The sequence below is a fragment of the Bacillus cereus group sp. BceL291 genome, assembly GCF_051776705.1.
GTDB classification, from domain to species: domain Bacteria; phylum Bacillota; class Bacilli; order Bacillales; family Bacillaceae_G; genus Bacillus_A; species Bacillus_A cereus.
In genome coordinates this window covers 1-22649 of the sequence record NZ_JBPWAP010000053.1, presented here as the reverse complement: position 1 = coordinate 22649, position 22649 = coordinate 1, and the positions used below count along the sequence as shown (strand labels likewise).

The window sequence follows — 22649 nt, the reverse complement described above, 5'->3', positions numbered from 1 at the left end:
TCGTCTATTGTAGTTTAGACGAGGTACTATTTTATTTATACAATCTCCAAAACAAAAACAGATATTATATAAGGCTATTATTGTTTCTTTGGCTTCTCTAAAAATTTCATAAGAAGCGATCTAAATTCAGTTTCATTCACTCCAGTGTTTTTAGCAACTTCAATTACAGTGGTTGTTACATTAGCCGCTATTTTTAAATAATCCTTACTAAGATTATCCATTTCATTTCTTTTTTCTTTTGCATTCTCAACTGTTACAGAATCAATACAAGTAATCATCTTATCTACAATATGTAAATAATTATTTTGTGCATCTATTATTTTTTGAATATCATCTTTATTACTTACTTTCGATTGTTTTAAATATGTATATGCTTGATTCACTTCATCTTTTAAAATTTTATCATTATTCTTCGCCTGTTCTTGTAACATATTCTTCATATCATCTATTGTTTTTTGATCCATCGAATCTCGCAATAAATAATCTGGATTCCCAATTGCGTAATCATACTTAATCGTTACATCTTGAAATATTTTCATGACAATTGCTAATTGATACGCTACATCAAAATCATTAAATTCCTTTTTATCTTGTGGATTTTCTAAGGCTTTTGAACTCTCAGTTGCTTTAATATCCTTTTTTTCTTCTTGCTTCACTTTTTCTCCCTTTGATGATGTAGTTTCTTCATTCGTTCCGCATGCAGCAAGTCCTAATATGGAGATACTACAAACCAATCCTGTAAAGATTTTATGTTTCATAATTAGCCCCTTTTCCCTTTTAAAACCTATGGTCTCTAATTATGATATCAAAGCTTAAAGTGTTTTTTTGACATTTTTTGTCGAATCACTCTAAGGTTTACACAATTTTTTTCATTCGACAGAAAAAAAAGATTCTCCCGATAGGAGAATCTTTTTTTATTTTACAGAGACAATCTCTACTTGCATTTCTCCGCCTGGTGTTTGGATTGTTACTTTCTCACCAATTTGCTTACCTAATAAGCTTTTTGCGATTGGAGAATCGTTAGAAATTCTTCCTTCGAATGGATCAGCTTCCGCGCTACCTACGATTGTATACGCTTCTTCATCTCCGTTTGGTAATTCTTTAAATGTTACTGTTTTACCTAATGTAACAACAGTAGATACTTCGCCAGTATCTTTAATGATAACTGCGTTACGAATCATATTTTCTAATTGTGTAATACGTCCTTCTACGAACGCTTGCTCATCTTTCGCTGCATCGTACTCAGAGTTCTCAGAAAGATCCCCGAAGCTACGTGCGATTTTAATACGTTCTACTACTTCTTTACGTCTTACTGTTTTTAATTGCTCAAGTTCGTTCTCTAGTTTTTGCTTACCCTCTTGCGTCATAGGGTATGTTTTTTCTGTTGACATATTTTCCACTCCTTTTATATACCAATCCCCCGAAAAAAAAGAGGAGTTCCATATGAAAACTCCTCCGCTTCCATTGTTAGCGGAGGTTTCTAGTACCCTTGCACTAGCGGAGTTGTCACATACAACCCCGTATTTCCAATTCTTCTTTATATAAAGAAGATATGTATGGAAAGTTGATATAAATATGCCCTCACCTATATATAGATGAGGTTGCATGTTTCATTGTATTCGATAAGAAGGGAAAAAATCCCTTCCTACCGTATATCTTTTACTATGCTATTACAAATTTACTTTTTGTTCAAGAATTGTTGCAATTTTTGTCACCATAATATCAATTGCAACGTGGTTTTGTCCACCTTCAGGGATAATAATATCCGCAAATTTCTTAGAAGGCTCAATAAATTGATTGTGCATTGGACGTACAACATTTACGTACTGATCAATAACTGAATCCATCGTACGACCGCGCTCTTTAATATCACGTTGCATGCGGCGCAGAATACGAAGGTCAGCATCCGTATCAACGAATAATTTAATGTCCATTAACTCGCAAAGACGTGGGTCTTCTAAAATAAGAATTCCTTCTAAAATAATTACATCTTTCGGCTCAACCGGAATAATTTCTTCTGAACGCGTATGCAATGTATAGTCATATACAGGCTTATCAATTTGCTCATATGCAAGCAACTGCTGCAAATGTTCAATTAACAGATCATTATCAAACGCAAGCGGATGATCATAATTTGTTTTTAAACGCTCTTCCATTGGTAAATGGCTTTGATCTTTGTAATAATAATCTTGCTCTAAGATTAAAATAGAATGACCTTTAAAATGGTCAAAAATCGCTTTCGTTACACTCGTTTTACCTGATCCCGAACCACCAGCAATTCCAATTACAACAGGCTTATTCGTCCCCATTCGACTATCACTCTTTCTTATTGAAGTATGCTTTTGCGCATCATATTATTCACATACACTCGTTGATCCACTTTGAATTTCACGATTTGCAACGGATGTCTCGCTGCATCTAATTCGTTTCCATCCTCATCCCAAATTTTCTCCACCGTTTGCGTAAAGTTTTCTATTTCTGGTCCAAAGAACTCCACTTCATGTCCTGGTTTGAAATGATTACGTTGCTCAATCGTTACGATGCCCGTTTCTTCATTATAATCTAACACTAAACCAGCAAAATCATACGTTGTTTTCTTACTATGATTTCCAAACATTTGCTCTTGATGTCCTGGAACCCCTTCAAAGAAGGCAGGAGCTGTATCACGATTTGCACATTTATCAAGCTCATCTAACCATTCTTGTTTAAACTCAAAGTTATCTGGATCCGCACAATACGCATCAATTACTTTACGATATACAGTTGCTACAGTCGCTACGTAATGGATTGATTTCATACGTCCTTCTACCTTTAAGCTATCGATTCCGATTTCAATCATTTTTGGAATTGATAAAATTAAATTTAAATCTTTTGGACTCATCGCAAAGTGAGCATCTCCTTCTTGGAATAGAGGAAGCTCTTTTGCATCTTTATGTTGTGATACTGTTTGAACTAAATCATAATCCCAGCGGCAAGATTGGCAACAACCACCACGATTAGAATCACGCGCTGTCATATGGTTACTTAATGTACATCTTCCTGAATATGCGATACACATTGCACCATGGACGAACGCTTCAATTTCAATATCCACTTTTTCTTTAATTTCTTTCATTTCTTCATAGCTTGCTTCACGAGCTAATACAAGACGATGTAAACCTTCTTCTTTCCAATACTGTGCTGCTTTCCAGTTGGATAGTGATTGCTGTGTGCTTAAATGCACCTCAACAGAAGGCGCTACGCGTTTACAAGTCTCAATGATAAGCGGATCAGCAACGATAATTCCCGTTACGCCAGCTTTTTCAATCCCTTTTAAATATTCCTCTAGCCCGTCCATATTTTCATTATGTGCAAAGATATTTGTTGTTACGTATATTTTTGCTCCATACTTCTTTGCAAACTCAACGCCTTCTGCCATTTCTTCTAGCGTAAAGTTACCTGCATTCGAACGAAGACCAAATTCTTGTCCACCTAAATATACAGCATCTGCCCCGTAATGGATAGCTACTTTTAATTTTTCTAAGTTACCCGCAGGGATTAACAGTTCAGGTTTCTTCACAATAACACGTTTGCCATCGATCACTCGTGAAATTTCTTGTACAGTCATTTCCTACACCCTCCTCGTTTAGTAAACCGTTTCTTTAAAGAAGAATCCTGTATCTAACGGACGATTTACTGGTTGCATTTCTTCTATTTCTTTATATAGATCATCTTTCACGTCATAATATGCATCACGATCTTCTACGCATAAATCAATCGCTTGACGATATTTCTTCGTTACTTCAATAATGTATTCAGAGCTTTTTAGTACACCGTCGATTTTTAAGCTATCAACTTCAGCATCGATTAGTTCCTCTAATTCATCGATGAAACAAATGTCGTTCGGACTCATAATGTGAGTACCATTTTCATCTTCATAAATTGGATATTTATTGTTACGCTCTGGGTCATATAAGAACATATTCTCTTCATATTTTTTCTTTTCAATGTCAAGATTACGTCCTTGATACTCAAAGTAGTTTCCTACTAATGAACGCTTCGATTGGAACATACAAGTCATACCGTGAATTTGTACTTCCAGTTCCACTTCAGCATTTTCTTTTAAATCAACAATTTCATCTAAGCTAAGCTCACGAGCTAATACAGCACGCTTTGATCCTCTTTGTCCCCAGTAATTACAAGTGAACCAGTTTGTTGCTGTCGTTTCTGTATTCCAGTGCAACTGCATATTTGGTGCTACTTCACGAACAGCCATTAATACCGCTGGATCTCCGAAAACAATTGCATCTACATTTACTTCGTTTAAAAATGAAACGTAATCTGTTAATTCTTCTACTTTATCGTTGTGGAACATAGCGTTCATGGCTACGTATACTTTCACACCATTTTCATGTGCAATCTTCACAGTTTGTTTTACATCTTCACGTGAAAACTCCCCTGCTAAACGTAAACCAAACTTTTGCTCACCGATCATTACCGCATCTGCTCCTGCTTTCGCAAGTTGTTCGATATCCGCCACCGCTCTTGGCGTTACTAACAATTCAGGTTTCTTCATACCTTGGTCACCCTCTCTTTTTACTAACAGCTACTCCATCACCAATTGGGAAAATCGTTGTATCATATCCTTCATGGTTCATAAGCCACTCATTGTACGTCTTAATACGACGGATTAAACCACGTGTACGTCTGTTTTCAATTTTCTCTTTTGTCGTTACAAGACCGTGGTACATAACATTATCTGAAATAATTACGCCACCAGGATTTAATAACGGTTCATATAAGTCAAAAAAGCGACGATACTGTCCTTTTGCTGCATCAATAAAAATAACGTCAAATGTCCCGTGTTCTTTTACTTGTTCACCTGTCTCTAACGCATCACCGTAAATAACTGAAATACGATCTGTTACTGGGGAACGTTCTATATATTCAAGTGCTTTTTCATATCGCTCACGATTGCGCTCAACTGTCACAATACGTGAATTTGGAATAGCTTGCATCATACGAATACTAGAATAACCGATTGCTGTTCCAAGTTCTAAAATGCTTTTCGGTCCAATTAAACGTAAAAATTGCAGCATAAATTCCATTCCAAGTCGATCCATAATCGGCACATGATTTTCTGTTGCATATTCTTCCATTTCAAGAATTAATTTATCTTTCGGATCAATAAATGATAATAGGTACTCGTTAACTGCATCCTCCATAAATGGTCCTCCTTATTTACATGGAGAAGTGCCTCTATGACGTCTTTTCACACATAGAATGCAATAAAAATACAAGCCAGCTTTATCCTTAGCTTGTACGTCCCGTTTTGATATTAAAAACGATTCTTCTGCCAGTTTTTAACCCGATATATTTTACCACAAAAAAGAGGGATGTGCGACTTTTTTCGCTATCCCTCCCCATTTCACTATTTTTTCGTAATGTATTTTTGCTTTAATGCATTATGCTCTTCTAATGTTTTCGCATAGTACACTTCACCACTTGGTGCAGCTAAGAAATAATAATAATCTGTTTGCGCAGGTTCTAACGCAGCTTCTACTGAATGTTTACCAGAGTTTGCGATCGGCCCTACCGGTAATCCTTTTACAACATACGTATTGTACGGTGAGTTGACCTTTAAATCTTCGTATAATACACGTTGTTTATGCTTTCCAAGTGCATATAATACCGTTGGATCCGTTTGAAGCGGCATACCTTTTGCTAAACGATTATAAAAGACACTAGAGATCTTTTGACGATCTGTAAAACCAGTTGCCTCTTCTTCAATAAGTGAAGATAATGTTAAAAGCTGATGAACATCCCAATTCTTCGCTTTCATTTTCGCCTCATTTTGAACAATGATTGCATTTGTTTTCTCAAGCATTGGAATTACAATTTCTTCTAACGTCGTATCTTTCTTATAAAACGAATACGTTGCAGGATATAAATAACCTTCTAATGGGTATTTAATATTGCTATCAAAGATTTTATCCGTTAATAACTTCGGATACTTTTGCTGCATTTTTTGAATAAATGCTTTATCGTTTAATTGACGCGTAACATCATCTTTATTCCACTTTAGTTCTGTCGCAATCGTTTCTGCAATTTCAGTTACTTGCGCCCCTTCTTTAATCGTCACTTTATAAAGAGCTGGACGATGCACGTTGCCAGATGACATTTGTTCAATCACATCTTCAGCATTCATTGAAGGATTTAATAAATATGTACCTGCTTGTAAACTTTTCGATTTAGCCTTTGTATAAAAACTAAAAACTGTACCGTTTTTTACAGCGCCTTTTTCTTCTAAAATTTCTCCAATTTTACTTGTAGATGATCCTTTCGGAATTTCTACTTCAATCTCTTTTTTATTCCCGCTATCAACTGGTCCTAATGCGGATGAAATATACGCATAGACTGAACCACAAACTAAAAGCAGTGCAATAATCGAAAATAAAAAGATACGTCTACGCTTCTTTTTCACTTGATTCTCTATCAAAACATTTCCTCCTTACTTAATTGTAGACTGTATGTACACCTTTCTATACAGCACGATGTAAAAACGCAAAAAATTCACTTATCTTTTTTAATTGACACTTTATTTTTCTACAATCCGTCTCATTATACTACAAAGACTTACACAGTTTCGACAAAAAATCTTTCATTTTACATATAAATACAAAAAAAGATGGACTGTATGTCGTCCATCTTTTCAGTACTTATTATTCAGCTTCTTGCTCATCAGCTAGAGTGTTGAACATTTCTTGTACCATTTCCCACTCTTCTTCAGATTCGATTGGAAGTAAAGTTCCGCCCTCTTCTTCATTTTGCTCATAAGCCATTGCATCATAAATTTGGTCTCCATCTTCGTCTACTTCACCGATTGGAGAGAAGACTACGTATGATTTTTTTCCAAATTTTTCAGCGTCAAAAGTGAAAATAATTTCACATAAATGTTCGTTACCTTTTTCGTCTACAATTGTAATTTGATTTTCTTCCATTTTGGTCACCTCTTATTTACTATCTAAAAATCCTTGTAAGATTACGACTGCAGCCATCTTATCAATTACTTGCTTTCGCTTCTTACGGCTTACATCGGCTGAAATGAGCAGACGTTCCGCTGCCATTGTTGACAAACGCTCGTCCCACATTACAACGTCTAATTGTAACAGCTCTCGTAGGTTTTCTGCAAATTGTTGGCACGCTTCACCACGCGGGCCAATTGTACCATTCATATTTTTAGGTAAACCTACTACTATCTTGTCCACATTGTACTGCTTTACTAACTCAGAAATACGATCAAAACCAAAGTGACCTCGTTCTTCGTTAATCTTAATTGTTTCTAATCCTTGTGCTGTCCAGCCCATTTCGTCGCTAATTGCAACTCCGACTGTTTTTGTACCTACATCTAAACCTAATATCCGCATAAACTACTCCTCACGATGATGTTTCAAGTAAGACTTCACAAGCTCTTCAATTAACTCATCACGTTCAAGCTTGCGAATGATGCTACGTGCATCTTTATGGCGAGGTATGTATGCTGGGTCTCCACTTAATAAATAACCGACGATTTGGTTAATCGGATTATAGCCTTTTTCTTGAAGTGCATCATACACAGTTAAAAGTACATCATTTACATGGACACTCTGTTTTTCATCTTGAATGCTAAACTTCATTGTTTTATCAAAACCGTCCATTTCAAGCACCTCACTTATATAGTAAGTATAGGGAGAAGAACTTCTCCTCTCCCTACCATTGTACACTACTATCTCTTTATTTTGAAACAGATTTAACGTACTCTTGTACAAATGCTAAAGCTTCTTCGACTTGAGCTGGGTTTTTACCGCCTGCTTGTGCCATATCAGGACGGCCGCCACCGCCACCGCCGCAACGAGAAGCTACTTCTTTCACAAGTTTACCAGCATGGTAACCTTGGCTAATTAAGTCTTTCGTTACACCTGCTAGGATGTTTACTTTATCGTCATTAACAGACGCTAATACAACAACTGCTGACTCTAATTTATTTTTCAGATCATCCATCATCGTACGTAAGTTATTCATATCTGCAACATTTACTTTCGCTGCTAATACATTCACACCATCAACTGTCATTACAGAATCAGTTAAGTTTCCAGCTTCGATATTGCTTAATTTCGCAGCAAGAGATTCATTTTCTTTTTGCAGTTGTTTCACTTCAGCAAATAGACCATCAACTCTTGTTAAAATATCTTTCGGATTTGTTTTCATTTTTCCTGCTGCTTCTTTTAATAAACCTACTTGATCATTCATTAATTCGTATGCAGACTTACCAGTTACTGCTTCAATACGACGAGTTCCTGCACCGATACCAGACTCAGCAACGATTTTGAAAATACCGATAGAAGCTGTGTTATCAACGTGACAACCGCCGCAAAGCTCTAAGCTGTAATCGCCAACTTGTACAACGCGTACAACATCACCGTATTTTTCACCGAATAATGCCATTGCCCCCATTTCTTTCGCTTCTTCGATTGCTTTTTGAGAAATCTCAACATCAATACTTTCCCAAATTTTCTCGTTTACCATACGCTCAATTTTTTCTAATTCGTCAGCTTGTACTTGACCGAAGTGAGAGAAGTCAAAGCGTAGACGTTCAGAAGTTACAAGAGAACCTGCTTGGTTAACGTGTGTTCCAAGTACGTCTTTTAATGCTTGGTGTAGTAAATGAGTTGCTGTATGATTTTTTACAACGCTACTACGATTTTTCGTATCGATAATAGCTTTTACAGCCGCATCTTTCGTTAATGTTCCTTCTTCAACAACAACTTTATGCAAGTTTTGGCCGTTTGGTGCTTTTTGTACGTCTTTTACAAGAACTTTCACGCCATCAGCAAGAAGGTAACCACGGTCTGCAATTTGTCCACCGCTCTCAGCATAGAATGGTGTTACATCAAGAATTAACTGTCCTTCTTCACCAGCTTGTAAGCTGTCTGTGTATTCGCCATTTTTCACAAGTGCAACAACGTTACTTTCTGTTGCAACTGTACCGTAACCAACGAATTCGCTCGCTACTTTAATTTCTCCAAGGACACCACCTTGAACTTGCATAGAATCAACGTCTTGACGAGCAGCACGTGCACGCTCACGTTGTTTTTCCATTTCATTTTCAAAGCCTTCATGATCAACTGTCATGCCAGCTTCTTCTGCATATTCTTCTGTTAATTCAATTGGGAAACCGTATGTGTCATATAGACGGAACGCATCTACTCCAGAAATAACAGTTGTTTTTTCTTCTTTTGCTTTTGCAATTACTTCAGCTAAAATCGCTTCACCATCATGAAGTGTTTCATGGAAACGCTCTTCTTCGTTCTTCACAACTTTCGCAATGAAATCTTTCTTTTCAAGTACTTCTGGATAGAAGTCTTTCATTACTTCTCCAACAACCGGTACTAATTCAAACATAAATGGACGATTGATGTTTAATTTCTTCGAATAACGAACAGCGCGGCGTAATAAACGACGTAATACATAACCACGGCCTTCGTTAGATGGAAGAGCACCGTCACCAACAGCGAATGTTACTGTACGGATATGGTCAGCAATTACTTTGAATGCCATATCTTTTTCTAAATCGCCATTACGATATTTTTCACCAGAAATTGTTTCTGTTGCATCAATCATCGGCATGAATAGGTCTGTATCGAAGTTTGTAGGCACATCTTGAACGATAGATGTCATACGCTCTAGACCCATCCCTGTATCAATGTTTTTCTTAGGAAGTGGTGTATATGAACCGTCTGGATTATGGTTAAATTGAGAGAATACAAGGTTCCATACTTCTAAGTAACGCTCGTTTTCTCCGCCTGGATATAATTCTGGGTCACTAAAGTCATTCCCGTAAGCTTCTCCGCGGTCATAGAAAATCTCTGTATTCGGTCCACTTGGTCCTTCACCGATATCCCAGAAGTTTTCTTCTAAGCGAATAATACGCTCTTTTGGAACGCCCATTTTCTCATTCCAAATTGTGAATGCTTCTTCATCTTCTGGATGGATTGTAACTGATAGTAATTCTTTATCGAATCCGATCCATTTGTCGCTCGTTAAGAATTCCCAAGCCCATGTAATTGCTTCTTCTTTGAAGTAATCACCAATTGAGAAATTTCCTAACATTTCAAAGAATGTATGGTGACGAGCTGTTTTCCCTACGTTTTCAATATCGTTTGTACGAATTGATTTTTGAGCATTTGTAATACGTGGATTTTGTGGGATTACACGTCCATCAAAATATTTTTTTAATGTAGCTACACCACTATTAATCCATAGAAGAGATGGATCTTCATGCGGAACTAGTGATGCACTAGGTTCTACTGCATGTCCTTTTTCTTGGAAAAAGTCTAAAAACATTTGACGAATTTGTGCGCCTGTTAGTTGTTTCATTGTATTTTCCTCCTTAAATATAAAAAACTCCCGTCCCTATAAAAGGGACGAGAGTTAACTCGCGATACCACCCTAATTATGAATTGATTACAATAACAATCAATTCATCACCTCATGGTGCCGTAACGTGGCAAGACGGCAGTGATTAGCTGCTCTCAGGATTAGCTTTCTGTTACCCTTCATTTAAAGCTTCTTTCAGCCATATGGAAGCTTCTCTCTATAAATGGACTGTAACGTACTTGTTCCGTCATTGATTTAATGTATTATATGACTAAATATAATAGAATTCTCTTAAGTTTGTCAATGCAGATAATCATTTATATTGGATTAATTACTTATTAATCATAAGTATTCTACTATTCATTCTTAACAGCCTTTTCATATAGTATGCATTTATTAATAAATCGGAATCTCCTTATAAGAATAATTTATAAAAATTTCTAAATATTACTTTTTTTGTTATAATTAAATTATTGTTAATAAAATAAAGGAGCGATCACAATGACAACCTTACTTAGCAAAGCTAAAAACATATTAGCGACTGACGAAACGATATTATTTTACGCAGCATGTTCATTAGACATATTTATTTATCGTTCCGTCGCAAGGCCAGGATTGCTAATTTTAACGAACAAAAGGCTATTCTTTTATGGGCCAGATGTAAGTAAGAATCCAATATTTGAAGAGTACTCTTTCGCAAAAATTTCTAATCTAAAAGAACAAAAGCGTCTTTTCAACAATCAAATTGTATTTATGTATGATAACGAATGAAAAAAAATAAAACATATTCAAACAAATGATGTGAGCTCCCTCGTTCAAAAGATACACGAGCAGCTTTCTAAATAAATATATGATTAGCCCTCTATTTCTTACATAGAGGGCTTCTATACTTACACATCTTCTTTTTTCAAGAGCGGTCTCACATGAACAATGACAGTGCGAATAACTGCTAAAATCGGAACCGATATTAGCAACCCTACAATCCCAGCTACCTCTCCCCCAACTAGTAAGGCAAGCATAATAATAACGGGATGCATACGAAGTGACTTACCAACGATGTAAGGCGATAAAATGTTACTCTCCACAAATTGCAAAATCGCAATTGTGATCCCCGCCTTAATAAGTAAACTCGTTGATACTGTTGCTGCAATCATTAACGTCGGGATTGCTCCTAAAATAGGACCGAAGTACGGGATTATATCCGTTACCCCAATAATAATGCCAAGCAATAATGGATATTTCATACCAATAAACCAAAAAGAAAGAGCTGATACTCCCCCTAATACTAAACAAACAAATAACTGTCCTCGAATATAACTTCCAAGTGATTTATCAATTTCTTTCGCAAGCATTTGCCCCGTACCTCGCCATTTACTTGGGACTAGTTTCCAAAAGATATGATAAAACTCACCATAATCTTTTAATATGTAAAATACAATGAACGGTATTAAGAAAATAATGAGCAATGAATCGAGTACACCACGAGCTGTACTCATCACTTTATTTAAAAGCGCTTGAATCTTCGTTTCCACACCCACAAAAAGTTGTTTCACCTTTTCATGAATGAACGAAGGGAAATTCGCCGTTTGTTCTGTAACGCCATCCATCCACGAATCGTACATTTTTGTAAACTGCGGAAATTGTTCATTAATCTCTTGTAACTGTTTAATAACGACTGGTGTTCCTTTATAAATCCCATAACCAATTCCGCCAAAGAAAAGGATATAAATGAGCAAAATGGCAAGTGTACGGGGCATCCCTTCCTTATGAATTTTTTCAATTAAAGGGTGCAATAAATACGCAATAAAACACGCGATAAGAAACGGCGTGATTGCTACTTTAAATACAAAAATAATCGGTGCCCATAGCGGCTTAATTTTTAAAAAGACGAGCAGACAAAGAAAAACAAGTAACAATAATCCTAAACGATATATCCAAATGATTTTAAGATTCTTCACATGAAAAACCTCCTCCACCTTTATTTTGAAAATAAATGGGGTAGGTTATGTGCGAAACTTTTAAAATCTTTTCATACGGACCATACTGTTTTTTAAAGACGTACATATAAATAACATAACAAGGACAACCACCCCTGAGAATACAGCATGAATTAATATAATCAGGAGGGCTAATTATGGTTTTGTTTATGCTTGGATTATCAGCACTTTTTATGATTCTTGAATGGATTTGTATCGGGTTCGGTATTTGGAAGGGGTTCTTTATTCATTCCTCACGTAAAGAAAAAGCGAAGCAATTATGGCAGTATGGAATACTTGGCGTTGGCTGCTACGGTCTATCTTATCTTTTCTCAGAGATCGGACTTTTTTATTTACATATGGGTGCATAAAAAAACTCCCTTGTCTACAAGGGAGTTTTTCACTTTATCGAAATGATTATAAGTAAGACTTAATCATCTTACGTGCTTTTTTCATATTGCGTTTTGAAAATACATCTTGCTTACGAGCATATTGATATGCTGCAGCTCCAACACCTAATGCGATTAATGAATTGCGTAGATTCAAAGTAAATCCCCCTTTTCGTTATCCGATCGTTCTTTCATTCTCATCAAATAAATCATCAAGAGAGCTTAGTGAACCATCTTCCTCAACTTGATGCGTATGGATTTTCCCCTTTGAAACCGATAATTCGATATAACAATTCCAGCAATAAAATTGGTTGACACCTATTTTTCCAATGTCTTTCCCTTTGCAATTTGGACAAATAAACATATGGCTTTCATCTCCTTACAGTCTCCCAGATTCTATTCGCCATTATGTCCAAACTGCATTCATTTATACATTTTACTGGAGCCTTTCAACGCTATGCGTTTGAAAGTTTCACTATATAATTTCACCTTGTTACATGAAATCATACGGTGAAATGTTTTCCACGTCCATTTCCTCGCCATTAACTGTGACCATCTGTACTTCTCCTTGTGCTTCTTGCAAGCGACTAGCTAAGGTTGTTTGACGCATTGCATCATCAAGGCGATTTACACCAGATTGGAAAGCTGCTTCCTCTCCGCAAATAATAAGGAACTTCTTACTTCTTGTAATGCCCGTGTAAATTAAATTACGACGTAACATACGGTTGTAACTTTTCACGATTGGCATAATAACAATCGGAAATTCACTACCTTGTGATTTATGAATGGAACAACAATATGCATGCGTAATTTGATTTAAATCGGGCTTCGTATACGTTACCTCAATTCCGTCAAATGAAACGATAATCATATCTTGTTGCTCAACGTTTTCTTTCGCATAAAACACCGAAACAATTTCTCCAATATCACCATTAAACACTTGGCTCTCCGGCTGATTCACGAGTTGCAGTACTTTATCGCCTCTTCGGTACACAACATCACCGTAAGCAATTTCTTTACTCTTTTCCCTCTTCGGATTAAATACTTGTTGCAGCGCTTCGTTTAATACATTAATACCAGCAGGCCCGCGGTACATCGGTGCTAATACTTGTACATCTCTTGCGCTAAAGCCTTTTGTTTTAGCATTTTCACAAACTTTTTTCACAACCTCAACAATTTGAGCTCCTGTACAGCCGATAAATGAACGATCTTTTTGATTTTGTGCTAAATCTGGTGGTAGAGTTCCATTTTTTATCGCATGGGCAAGTTGAATCACTGATGAGCCTTCCGCTTGACGATAAATTTCAGTAAGCTTCACTGTCGGAACTGCGCCTGCATTTAATAAATCTTTTAATACTTGTCCAGGTCCTACAGATGGCAACTGATCTTCGTCACCTACAACGATAACTTGAATGTTCGTCGGCAACGACTTAAATAGCTGATTTGCAAGCCAAATATCAACCATTGAAAATTCATCGATAATAAGGAGCTTACCTTGGACAGGATCCGTTTCATTACGCTGGAAAGATCCTTCTGGCGTCCAACCAAGTAAACGGTGAATTGTGCAAGCTGGAAGTCCTGTCGATTCACTCATCCGCTTCGCTGCTCTTCCTGTTGGAGCTGTTAATAGTATTGGAAATGGATTATCATCACTGTATTCATTCGGATTTAACGATAACCCGTGTAGTGATGCATACATTTCAACAATCCCTTTAATAACTGTTGTTTTCCCTGTTCCTGGTCCACCTGTCAATAACATCATCGGTTTATGAAGTGCCGTTTGAATTGCTTCTTGCTGAAACGGTGCATATTGTACGTTCAGTTGTTCTTCAATTTCACCTAACGTTTTTAACACTTCTGCTTCTGGAAATGAAGGTGTTTCTTCTTGATTCATAAGCCTGCGAATAGACTTTACAACACCTTTCTCAGAGTAGAATAACGTTGCTAAATACACTCGTTCTTCTTCTATGATGACTTTCCCTTCACTTTGCATCGTTTCAATACAACCTATAATATCTTCCTCAGTCACTCTTCCTTCTTGATTGTTTAAAAGTGACATCGTTTCTCTTACAAGTTGATCTTTCCTCATATAAACGTGACCAAGTTGTAATGAGACATTCTCTAATGTGTAAAAACATCCTGCGCGTACACGGTCGTCATGATTACCCGATATCCCTAACGCACGCCCTATATCATCCGCTCTTCCAAAACCAATCCCGTCCACTTCTTCGATAAGTTGATACGGATTATTACGAATCACTTCTAATGTCATCTCTTTATATTGCTGGTAAATCTTAATAGAAAGTTTCGTTCCAAAACCGTAGCCATTTAAAAAGCTCATTACTTTCTCTAGCCCTTGATGTTCAACAATTGTCTCATATATTTCCTGAGCCTTTTGTTTATTAACAACACCATTTAATGCCTCAGGGTCATCCATAATTTTAGAAATAGCATGTTCTCCGAGATGGTCCACAATTTTTTCAGCTGTACGCTTTCCTATCCCTTTAAATAAATCACTCGCTAAATATTGCACCATACCTGCTTTTGTTTGCGGCAATTCTTTTTTAAATGTTTCAACCATATATTGTTTTCCATACTTTGGATGGTCCTTAAAATGACCTGTCAATGTAAACACTTCATCTTCATGCATGCGGGGAAAATGACCGTTTATCATTACTTTCTTTTCGTCATACGTTTCATTCGTTTCAATGACTTTCATACTGACAACGGAATAGAGGTTTTCTTCGTTGTGGAAAATGGTATGAAGAACTTGCGCTTTTATAAACTTTTTCTCTTCCTCAAACAAATCCATTGCATGTTGATTTCCCATTTTTCCTCTCCTTTCCGGTATTTTCACTTTAATGAGCAGTACATCCCCCACCTTTTTAGATGAGGGATAACTACCCATTAAACTATATTTTTATCTTATTCAGCTTCTTGCTCTAATAAACGAACGCCATTACCCGCTAAAAAGTGATCTGGCTGAATTTCAGTTGCTTTCTTAAATAAAGCGAGAGCCTTCTCATTATTTTCCTCAAATACGTACGCAACACCTAAATTGTAATACGCATCTGCATGCTCCTCATCCATTTCTAATACCTTTTCAAAATAAGGTTTCGCCTCTTGAACGTGTTCTAATCGCGCGAAGCAAAGTCCGCACTGGAATACAGCTTCTACATCGTTTTCATCTAATTCTGTTGCTCTTTGTAAGAATGGTAGTGCAAGACGATCATTTCCAAGCTGTACATGTGTGATACCTAACATAAATGTTACATCAGCTGATTGTAATCCAGCTTGCATTGCTTGTTCAAATACAGCTTTCGCTTCAGTAAATTGCTCTTGGCCATAATATACATTTCCTAAACCATAATAGGCTGCTGCAGATTTATCATCTAACTCTAGTGCACGTTTATAAAATAAAATCGCTCGCTCGCTATCACCTAATACGTCTAATAAATTTGCAAAATTAATGTACCCAAGCGCATCTTTCGGATTTTCTTCGATTGCTTCTGTAAAATTTTTAGCTGCTTCTTCCCAGTTTCCTTCTTGCATATATTGAATACCTGTTTCAAGTTTGTTTGACATGTCCTTCACCTCTACAACAAATTATAACAAAGAATGTATTTTCCAAGCGAACGAAAATTCGCTTTATGTAAAAGAAACCTCTAACCGCTAATCGGCAGAGGCTTCTCATTTATCCTAAATAATCCAATTTCTTACCACTACGGTATACTTCATCAATTGTAGCACCGCCTAAGCACTCATCTCCATCATAGAAAACGACTGCTTGTCCTGGTGTAATTGCACGAATTGGCTCATCACAAAGAATACGAACTGTATTTTCATCAACGATTTGAACCGTTACTTTATTGTCTTCTTGACGATAACGGAATTTCGCCGTGCACTTAAATTCTGTTTCTTTTTCTTTGTTACTTACCCATCCTACATTCGTAGCAATAACTTCATCACCATATAGAAGTTCGTTATGGAATCCTTGATCAACATATAAAATGTTTTCTTTTAGATTTTTCCCAACAGCAAACCATGGGTCACCATTACCACCAATTCCAAGGCCATGACGTTGTCCAATTGTATAATACATTAAACCGTCATGCTTCCCTTTCACTTCACCAGATAATGTTTGCATTACACCTGGTTGTGCCGGTAAGTAGTTACTTAAGAAATCTTTAAAGTTACGCTCACCAATGAAGCAAATACCTGTACTATCTTTTTTCGCCGCTGTCGCTAAGCCAGCTTCTTTCGCCATTTCACGAATTTGCGGTTTCTTTAATTCACCTAACGGGAACATTGTTTTTGATAATTGCTCTTGGCTTAATTGATTTAAGAAATATGTTTGATCTTTATTGTCATCAACACCGCGAAGCATTTTATATTCGCCGTCCATATAAGCAACGCGTGCATAATGGCCTGTTGCCACATAATCCGCACCAAGCGCAATTGCATGCTCTAAAAATGCTTTAAATTTAATTTCTTTATTACACATTACATCTGGGTTTGGTGTGCGACCAGCTCGGTACTCATCTAAGAAGTACGTAAATACTTTATCCCAGTATTGTTTTTCAAAGTTTACTGCATAATACGGAATACCAATTTGGTTACACACTTCAATTACATCATTGTAATCTTCTGTTGCTGTGCAGACACCATTCTCATCTGTATCATCCCAGTTTTTCATAAAAATTCCGATTACATCATAACCTTGCTCTTTTAATAAAAGTGCTGCTACAGATGAATCGACGCCACCGGACATTCCGATGACAACGCGTGTTTCGTGAGGTAGTTTGTTCATCATGTCACCTCCCATACTAATTTTGTGTTAATCGCTTCACGATTTTCACTGTTTCGTACGCCGCTTTTTCAATTTGCTCTTTCGTATTTCCAAGTCCAAAACTAAAGCGTACGGATGAACGTATTTGATCGGAGTCTTTTCCAAACATCGCTACTAATACATGTGATGGATCAATCGAACCAGCTGTACAAGCAGAACCACTTGATACTGCAATACCAGCTAAGTCTAAGTTCACAAGAAACGGTTCAATGTTCATTCCTGTAAAACTTACATTAAGTACATGCGGTAAGCGATGTTCTAAGTTTCCGTTTACCTCGAAAGTAATGCCTTCATTTTTGAAGACAGATACCATTATATCTTTAAACTCTTCATATTGGGCATTTTTTTGCTCACGAGTTTTTTCAGCTATAAGAATTGCATGCTGAAGCCCAGCAATACTAGGCACATTTTCCGTACCAGCACGGCGTTTTCTTTCTTGCTCTCCGCCTATTAATAACGGTTCAAATTTCACATTTGTACCAGCGTATAAGAAACCTACACCTTTTGGCCCGTTAATTTTATGAGCTGAAATTGATAATAAATCAATACCAAACTCTTTCACATTAATTTCTACTAAACCGTAAGCTTGTACCGCATCTGTATGGAAATACGCTTGATGCTCTTTTAACAGCTTTCCTATTTCCACAATCGGTTGCATCGTCCCTACTTCATTATTCCCAAACATAACAGATACAAGAATCGTCTCTTCTGTTAATGCCTTTTGTATGTCAGAAACTTGAATGCGCCCTGTTTCATCGACAGGTAAATATGTCACTTCAAACCCTTCACGCTCTAACAATTCGCACGTATGCAAAATCGCATGATGTTCAATTTGCGTCGTTATAATGTGGTTACCTTTATGACGGTTCGCACGTGCTACACCGATAAGCGCTAAATTATCAGCTTCTGTACCACCGCTCGTAAATATAATTTCATTCGGATTCGCATGAATGCTGCGTGCACACACTCTTCTCGCCTCATCTACTGTGTGACGAGTTTGACGTCCATAAAAGTGAATACTAGACGGGTTCCCGAATATTTCTGTCATATATGGAATCATCTTTTCGACCACTTCTGGGTGAGTCGGAGATGTCGCAGCATGATCTAAGTAAATGCGTTCCATTAAATCTCCTTCTTTCCAAATCGTTTCACAAGGAATTAAATGTAAAACATATAGCCCCCGTGATTTTCTTCCTCATAACGTACTAAATCTTCTAACGTTGTACTATCTAACACTTCTTGCACCGCATCACGAACACGCATCCATAATTGGCGTTGTGCTGGTTCTTCTTCTTCTATCATTTCTACAACACTAATCGGACCCTCTAATACACGGATTACATCTCCAGCTGTAATGTTAGCCGGCTGATCTGATAGTACATATCCCCCATATGCTCCCCGCGTACTCTTTACTAGACGCGCGTTACGAAGTGGTGAAATTAATTGCTCTAAGTAATGTTCCGATAAGTCATGTGCCTGCGCAATTGATTTTAATGAAATCGGACCTTCACCAAACTTTTTTGCAAGATCAATCATAATTGTTAAGCCATAGCGGCCTTTCGTTGAAATTTTCATCTATTTTGCACCTCTTTTCAAATTTTCACTTCTATTGGTTATATCTTATTTATAAAAAGAACACAATTTAAAATCCTATGAAATTATAGCATAATATAGTATTATAAGAAATTTCAACTTGTGTATCAAAATGATAACATAAAATCGCATTGAAAAACTCGGGAATTATTACAATTGAAAGAAAAATGAAAATATTATCATTTATTTTTCCCATAAAACAGCATCCTATTTCAAATTTCGTAGAAAAAAATGATACGATAGAACGAGATTATATATTAAGGGAGACGGTCCAAATGAAACAACCACTCGCACATCGAATGCGCCCTACAAATATTCAAGAAATTATTGGGCAACAACATTTAGTTGGTGAAGGAAAGATTTTATGGCGAATGGTCCAAGCCAATCATTTTCAATCTATGATTTTATACGGTCCTCCAGGTACAGGAAAAACATCCATTGCCAGTGCAATTGCTGGAAGTACCGGTACCCCGTTTCGTCTATTGAATGCTGTTACTCACAATAAAAAAGATATGGAAGTTGTCGTACAAGAAGCGAAGATGCATCGACACCTCGTTTTAATTTTAGATGAAGTTCACCGTCTAGATAAAGCAAAGCAAGACTTTCTATTACCTCACTTAGAAAGCGGACTTCTTACTTTAATTGGTGCAACGACAAGTAATCCATTCCATGCAATAAACTCCGCTATTCGAAGCAGGTGTCAAATTTTCGAATTACACGCACTAACAGAAGATGATATTTTAATTGGGTTAAAAAGAGCTTTAGAAGATAAAGAAAAAGGCCTTGGAGAATATGCTGTAACGGTAACAGATGAAGCACTACATCACTTTGCAAACGCCTCTGGTGGTGATATGCGTTCCGCTTATAACGCACTTGAGCTTGCTGTATTATCTAGCTTTACTACAGACGATCAAGCGGCTGAAATCACACTCGAGATTGCAGAAGAATGCTTACAAAAGAAGAGCTTCGTTCACGACAAAGGCGGCGATGCTCATTATGACGTATTATCAGCATTTCAAAAATCAGTGCGCGGAAGTGATGTAAATGCAGCGCTCCATTATTTAGCACGCCTTATTGAAGCAGGTGATTTACAAAGTATTGGCAGACGCCTTCTTATTATGGCTTATGAAGATATTGGACTTGCTAGCCCACAAGCTGGACCACGTACACTAGCTGCAATTGAATCAGCTGAACGAGTTGGATTCCCAGAAGCACGCATCCCACTTGCAAATGCCGTTATCGAGCTATGCTTATCACCAAAATCAAATTCAGCTTATAAAGCACTTGATGCTGCATTACACGATTTACGCAACGGTCAAACAGGTGACATTCCAAGCCATTTAAAAGATAGTCATTACAAAGGCGCAGAATCACTTGGAAGAGGCATTGGATATTTATATCCACACGACCATCCAAACGGCTGGGTAAGGCAACAATACTTACCTGATAAAATAAAAAACAAGCAATATTATAAACCGAAAACGACAGGAAAATTTGAGCAAGCACTTTCTACTGTTTATGAAAGATTACAAACTTCGAATAAAACGAAAAATAAAGGGTAACATAAACGAAAACGTCACCATTATGGAGGCTTCGCTTATGAAAACACGTCAAGATGCATGGACAAAAGAAGATGATCTCCTTTTAGCAGAAACTGTTTTACGACATATTCGCAGCGGAAGTACACAAATAAAAGCATTTGATGAAGTCGGCGATACGTTGAACCGGACTTCAGCAGCTTGCGGCTTTAGATGGAATGCTGAAGTAAGACCGAATTACGAAGATGCTGTGCAGCTTGCGAAGAAACAACGTAAAGAATTAAAGCGCTCTGAAGCTAAAATAGAAAAAAATCAGTTCACGAAAACGAAACAACTCGTAATCGATGCTGAGTTTTCTGAAGATATTACGCCAAGTAAACAAGAACTTACGATGCAAAATGTCATCTCATTTTTGCAAAACTTGGAGCATAATAACCCTTCACTCGCAAAGTTGCAAACTGAAAATGATGTATTACAAGCTCAGCTCACTTCTCTGCAAAAAACGAATCATGAACTTGAAACGAAATTAGCGGTACTCACAAAAAAACAACAAGCAATCGAAGAAGATTACGCGATGCTTGTTCGAATTATGGATCGTGCTCGAAAACTTGTTTCAGTCGAAGAGCAAGAAGAGCAAATTGCCCCGATTTTCAAAACCGATCAAAACGGGAATTTAGATATTATTTATTCTGCTGAGAATTAAAAACAGGGATGTCACTTTTTTAACTGAGTGACATCCTTGTTTGTTTTCGGTAAATCATATATATACATGTCGGTAAATGAAATTATATTAACGATTTTTCGAATATATCTATCGTAACTTGCAATATATCAACGATTTTTCGAATATATCTATCGTAACTTGCAATATATCAACGATTTTTCGAATATATCTATCACAACTTGCAATATATCAACGATTCAATAAAGGATATCGATTTAACGACAAAGATTGACAATAACATTCCTCCTTGTCATACAAGGAAACTCCTAAAACGGATTAGATATTTTTTACTAAAATATTATTATAAACATATACCTTTAAAGGGGGATGGTTGCTATTTCATTAATAATCTTCAAAATAACTCTTGGCCTTCTCGTCCTAACTTTAGCTCTTTTCACCATTAACAGTCTAAAAAAGACATCCGCCTATAAATCAGATAAATATGATTTTTACTTACTAACCTTACTTACATTTGAACTAGTAGTAATGCAAATATCCATATTTCTTTAATACATATAAAAAAGCATATATCCAAAATAAAATGTACCCTATAGAATAGACACTTGAAAAAAGTCTATTCTATAGGGTATTTCTTGTATAATAAAAGGAAAATTGGGATCGAAGAATGTTGAAAATGACAAAAAAACTATTTACAGAAAGAGAAATTCAAATTCTATCAAATAACCTATACGTAAAATCTGTAAGTCAGAAAGGTATCACTTATACAGAGGAATTTAAGCATATTTTTATTGAGGAAAATGAAAAAGGAAAGCTACCTCGAAATATTTTTGAAGAATGTGGTTTTGATATAGATATGATTGGAATGAAACGAGTTATGTCATCGGGAAGTAGATGGCGTGCTGCTTATAGAAAAAATGGTGTATTGGGTTTAAGGGATACACGTATCGAAAACGCTGGAAGAACTCTTGAGAGAGAGCTTACGTTAGAAGAAAAGTATGCCCGTTTAGAAGCCGAACGAAACTTACTAAAGGCGGAAAACGAATTGCTAAAAAAAATCAAACTTATGGAAGGGAGGATGAGAAGGAAATAACACTACCATCTAGTCAGAAATTCATCTTGATTCGTTCTGTCATCATGAAATACAACTTAAGGAATATGGTCAGTCATTTGTGTAAAGTAGCTGGTGTATCCCGTTCGGGATACTATAATTACTTTTCAGTTTCA

General features: G+C 36.7%; 22 protein-coding genes, 2 pseudogenes and 1 other annotated feature. Of the genes and pseudogenes, 5 read left to right on the top strand and 19 right to left on the bottom strand.

Translation table 11 applies throughout. The annotated features are described in order from the left end of the window. Positions 1 to 77 precede the first annotated feature (77 nt). The 11 genes from ACS2CR_RS25370 to alaS all read right to left on the bottom strand — a co-directional run bounded on the left by ACS2CR_RS25370 (position 78) and on the right by alaS (position 10395). Positions 78 to 758, bottom strand: a complete 681-nt coding sequence (locus ACS2CR_RS25370) for a hypothetical protein (protein WP_000680878.1) — start codon at positions 756 to 758, stop codon at positions 78 to 80. Positions 759 to 914: 156 nt separating this feature from the next. After that, entirely contained in the window at positions 915 to 1391 is a 477-nt protein-coding gene (greA, locus tag ACS2CR_RS25365; RefSeq protein ID WP_000102591.1) for a transcription elongation factor GreA, read from the bottom strand. A gap of 279 nt (positions 1392 to 1670) precedes the next feature. Next, positions 1671 to 2309: a uridine kinase gene (udk, locus tag ACS2CR_RS25360; RefSeq protein WP_000537078.1), complete on the bottom strand. Its 639-nt coding sequence runs from the start codon at positions 2307 to 2309 to the stop codon at positions 1671 to 1673. Positions 2310 to 2326: 17 nt separating this feature from the next. Next, complete coding sequence (locus ACS2CR_RS25355; RefSeq protein ID WP_000217974.1) at positions 2327 to 3607, bottom strand: peptidase U32 family protein; 1281 nt, start codon at positions 3605 to 3607, stop codon at positions 2327 to 2329. An 18-nt stretch (positions 3608 to 3625) separates the two neighbouring features. Next, positions 3626 to 4555, bottom strand: coding sequence for a peptidase U32 family protein (locus ACS2CR_RS25350; protein WP_000742811.1), 930 nt, complete (start codon positions 4553 to 4555; stop codon positions 3626 to 3628). 7 nt (positions 4556 to 4562) lie between these two features. Next, positions 4563 to 5204, bottom strand: a complete 642-nt coding sequence (locus ACS2CR_RS25345) for an O-methyltransferase (RefSeq protein ID WP_000389102.1) — start codon at positions 5202 to 5204, stop codon at positions 4563 to 4565. A gap of 206 nt (positions 5205 to 5410) precedes the next feature. After that, positions 5411 to 6478: an endolytic transglycosylase MltG gene (gene mltG / locus ACS2CR_RS25340; RefSeq protein WP_000572137.1), complete on the bottom strand. Its 1068-nt coding sequence runs from the start codon at positions 6476 to 6478 to the stop codon at positions 5411 to 5413. 223 nt (positions 6479 to 6701) lie between these two features. Then, the gene (locus ACS2CR_RS25335) at positions 6702 to 6980 is read right to left on the bottom strand and encodes a DUF1292 domain-containing protein (protein WP_000392247.1); all 279 of its coding nucleotides are present in this window, start codon (positions 6978 to 6980) and stop codon (positions 6702 to 6704) included. 12 nt (positions 6981 to 6992) lie between these two features. Beyond that, positions 6993 to 7406, bottom strand: a complete 414-nt coding sequence (gene ruvX / locus ACS2CR_RS25330; RefSeq protein WP_001221193.1) for a Holliday junction resolvase RuvX — start codon at positions 7404 to 7406, stop codon at positions 6993 to 6995. A 3-nt stretch (positions 7407 to 7409) separates the two neighbouring features. Continuing rightward, positions 7410 to 7676 (bottom strand): IreB family regulatory phosphoprotein, encoded by a 267-nt coding sequence (locus tag ACS2CR_RS25325; RefSeq protein WP_000348590.1) that lies wholly within the window; start codon positions 7674 to 7676, stop codon positions 7410 to 7412. A gap of 76 nt (positions 7677 to 7752) precedes the next feature. Beyond that, on the bottom strand, positions 7753 to 10395 hold the full coding sequence (alaS, locus tag ACS2CR_RS25320) for an alanine--tRNA ligase (RefSeq protein ID WP_000811801.1): 2643 nt from the start codon (positions 10393 to 10395) through the stop codon (positions 7753 to 7755). 40 nt (positions 10396 to 10435) lie between these two features. Next, positions 10436 to 10655, bottom strand: a binding site (T-box leader). A gap of 241 nt (positions 10656 to 10896) precedes the next feature. Between alaS and ACS2CR_RS25315 the strand changes: the two are divergent. Then, a pseudogene (locus ACS2CR_RS25315) lies at positions 10897 to 11241 on the top strand (PH domain-containing protein). A 44-nt stretch (positions 11242 to 11285) separates the two neighbouring features. On the opposite strand, the gene ACS2CR_RS25310 reads toward ACS2CR_RS25315, so the two are convergent. Further along, a complete protein-coding gene (locus ACS2CR_RS25310; RefSeq protein ID WP_000793128.1) occupies positions 11286 to 12353 on the bottom strand; it encodes an AI-2E family transporter in 1068 nt (355 codons plus the stop codon). A 176-nt stretch (positions 12354 to 12529) separates the two neighbouring features. On the opposite strand from ACS2CR_RS25310, the gene ACS2CR_RS25305 reads away from it, so the two are divergent. Then, entirely contained in the window at positions 12530 to 12742 is a 213-nt protein-coding gene (locus ACS2CR_RS25305; protein WP_000242535.1) for a hypothetical protein, read from the top strand. Positions 12743 to 12788: 46 nt separating this feature from the next. Here ACS2CR_RS25305 and ACS2CR_RS25300 read toward each other — a convergent pair whose 3' ends face one another. From ACS2CR_RS25300 to cymR, 7 genes are all read right to left on the bottom strand, one after another. Beyond that, positions 12789 to 12917, bottom strand: a complete 129-nt coding sequence (locus ACS2CR_RS25300; RefSeq protein ID WP_001053553.1) for a YrzQ family protein — start codon at positions 12915 to 12917, stop codon at positions 12789 to 12791. An 18-nt stretch (positions 12918 to 12935) separates the two neighbouring features. Further along, positions 12936 to 13124 (bottom strand): hypothetical protein, encoded by a 189-nt coding sequence (locus ACS2CR_RS25295; RefSeq protein WP_000469281.1) that lies wholly within the window; start codon positions 13122 to 13124, stop codon positions 12936 to 12938. 129 nt (positions 13125 to 13253) lie between these two features. Then, entirely contained in the window at positions 13254 to 15590 is a 2337-nt protein-coding gene (recD2, locus tag ACS2CR_RS25290; protein WP_053512761.1) for an SF1B family DNA helicase RecD2, read from the bottom strand. A gap of 95 nt (positions 15591 to 15685) precedes the next feature. Continuing rightward, positions 15686 to 16345, bottom strand: a complete 660-nt coding sequence (locus tag ACS2CR_RS25285) for a tetratricopeptide repeat protein (protein ID WP_000066409.1) — start codon at positions 16343 to 16345, stop codon at positions 15686 to 15688. 109 nt (positions 16346 to 16454) lie between these two features. Continuing rightward, on the bottom strand, positions 16455 to 17570 hold the full coding sequence (gene mnmA, locus ACS2CR_RS25280) for a tRNA 2-thiouridine(34) synthase MnmA (protein WP_001038010.1): 1116 nt from the start codon (positions 17568 to 17570) through the stop codon (positions 16455 to 16457). 16 nt (positions 17571 to 17586) lie between these two features. Beyond that, the gene (locus ACS2CR_RS25275; protein ID WP_000439894.1) at positions 17587 to 18732 is read right to left on the bottom strand and encodes a cysteine desulfurase family protein; all 1146 of its coding nucleotides are present in this window, start codon (positions 18730 to 18732) and stop codon (positions 17587 to 17589) included. A gap of 35 nt (positions 18733 to 18767) precedes the next feature. Beyond that, complete coding sequence (gene cymR / locus ACS2CR_RS25270) at positions 18768 to 19184, bottom strand: cysteine metabolism transcriptional regulator CymR (RefSeq protein WP_000704116.1); 417 nt, start codon at positions 19182 to 19184, stop codon at positions 18768 to 18770. Between the two features lie 293 nt (positions 19185 to 19477). On the opposite strand from cymR, the gene ACS2CR_RS25265 reads away from it, so the two are divergent. The 3 genes and pseudogenes from ACS2CR_RS25265 to ACS2CR_RS25255 form a co-directional block, all read left to right on the top strand. Continuing rightward, complete coding sequence (locus tag ACS2CR_RS25265; protein WP_000812919.1) at positions 19478 to 20764, top strand: replication-associated recombination protein A; 1287 nt, start codon at positions 19478 to 19480, stop codon at positions 20762 to 20764. A gap of 37 nt (positions 20765 to 20801) precedes the next feature. Beyond that, positions 20802 to 21443, top strand: a complete 642-nt coding sequence (locus tag ACS2CR_RS25260; protein ID WP_000857722.1) for an RsfA family transcriptional regulator — start codon at positions 20802 to 20804, stop codon at positions 21441 to 21443. 646 nt (positions 21444 to 22089) lie between these two features. Further along, a pseudogene (locus ACS2CR_RS25255) lies at positions 22090 to 22649 on the top strand (HTH domain-containing protein); the annotation flags it as partial.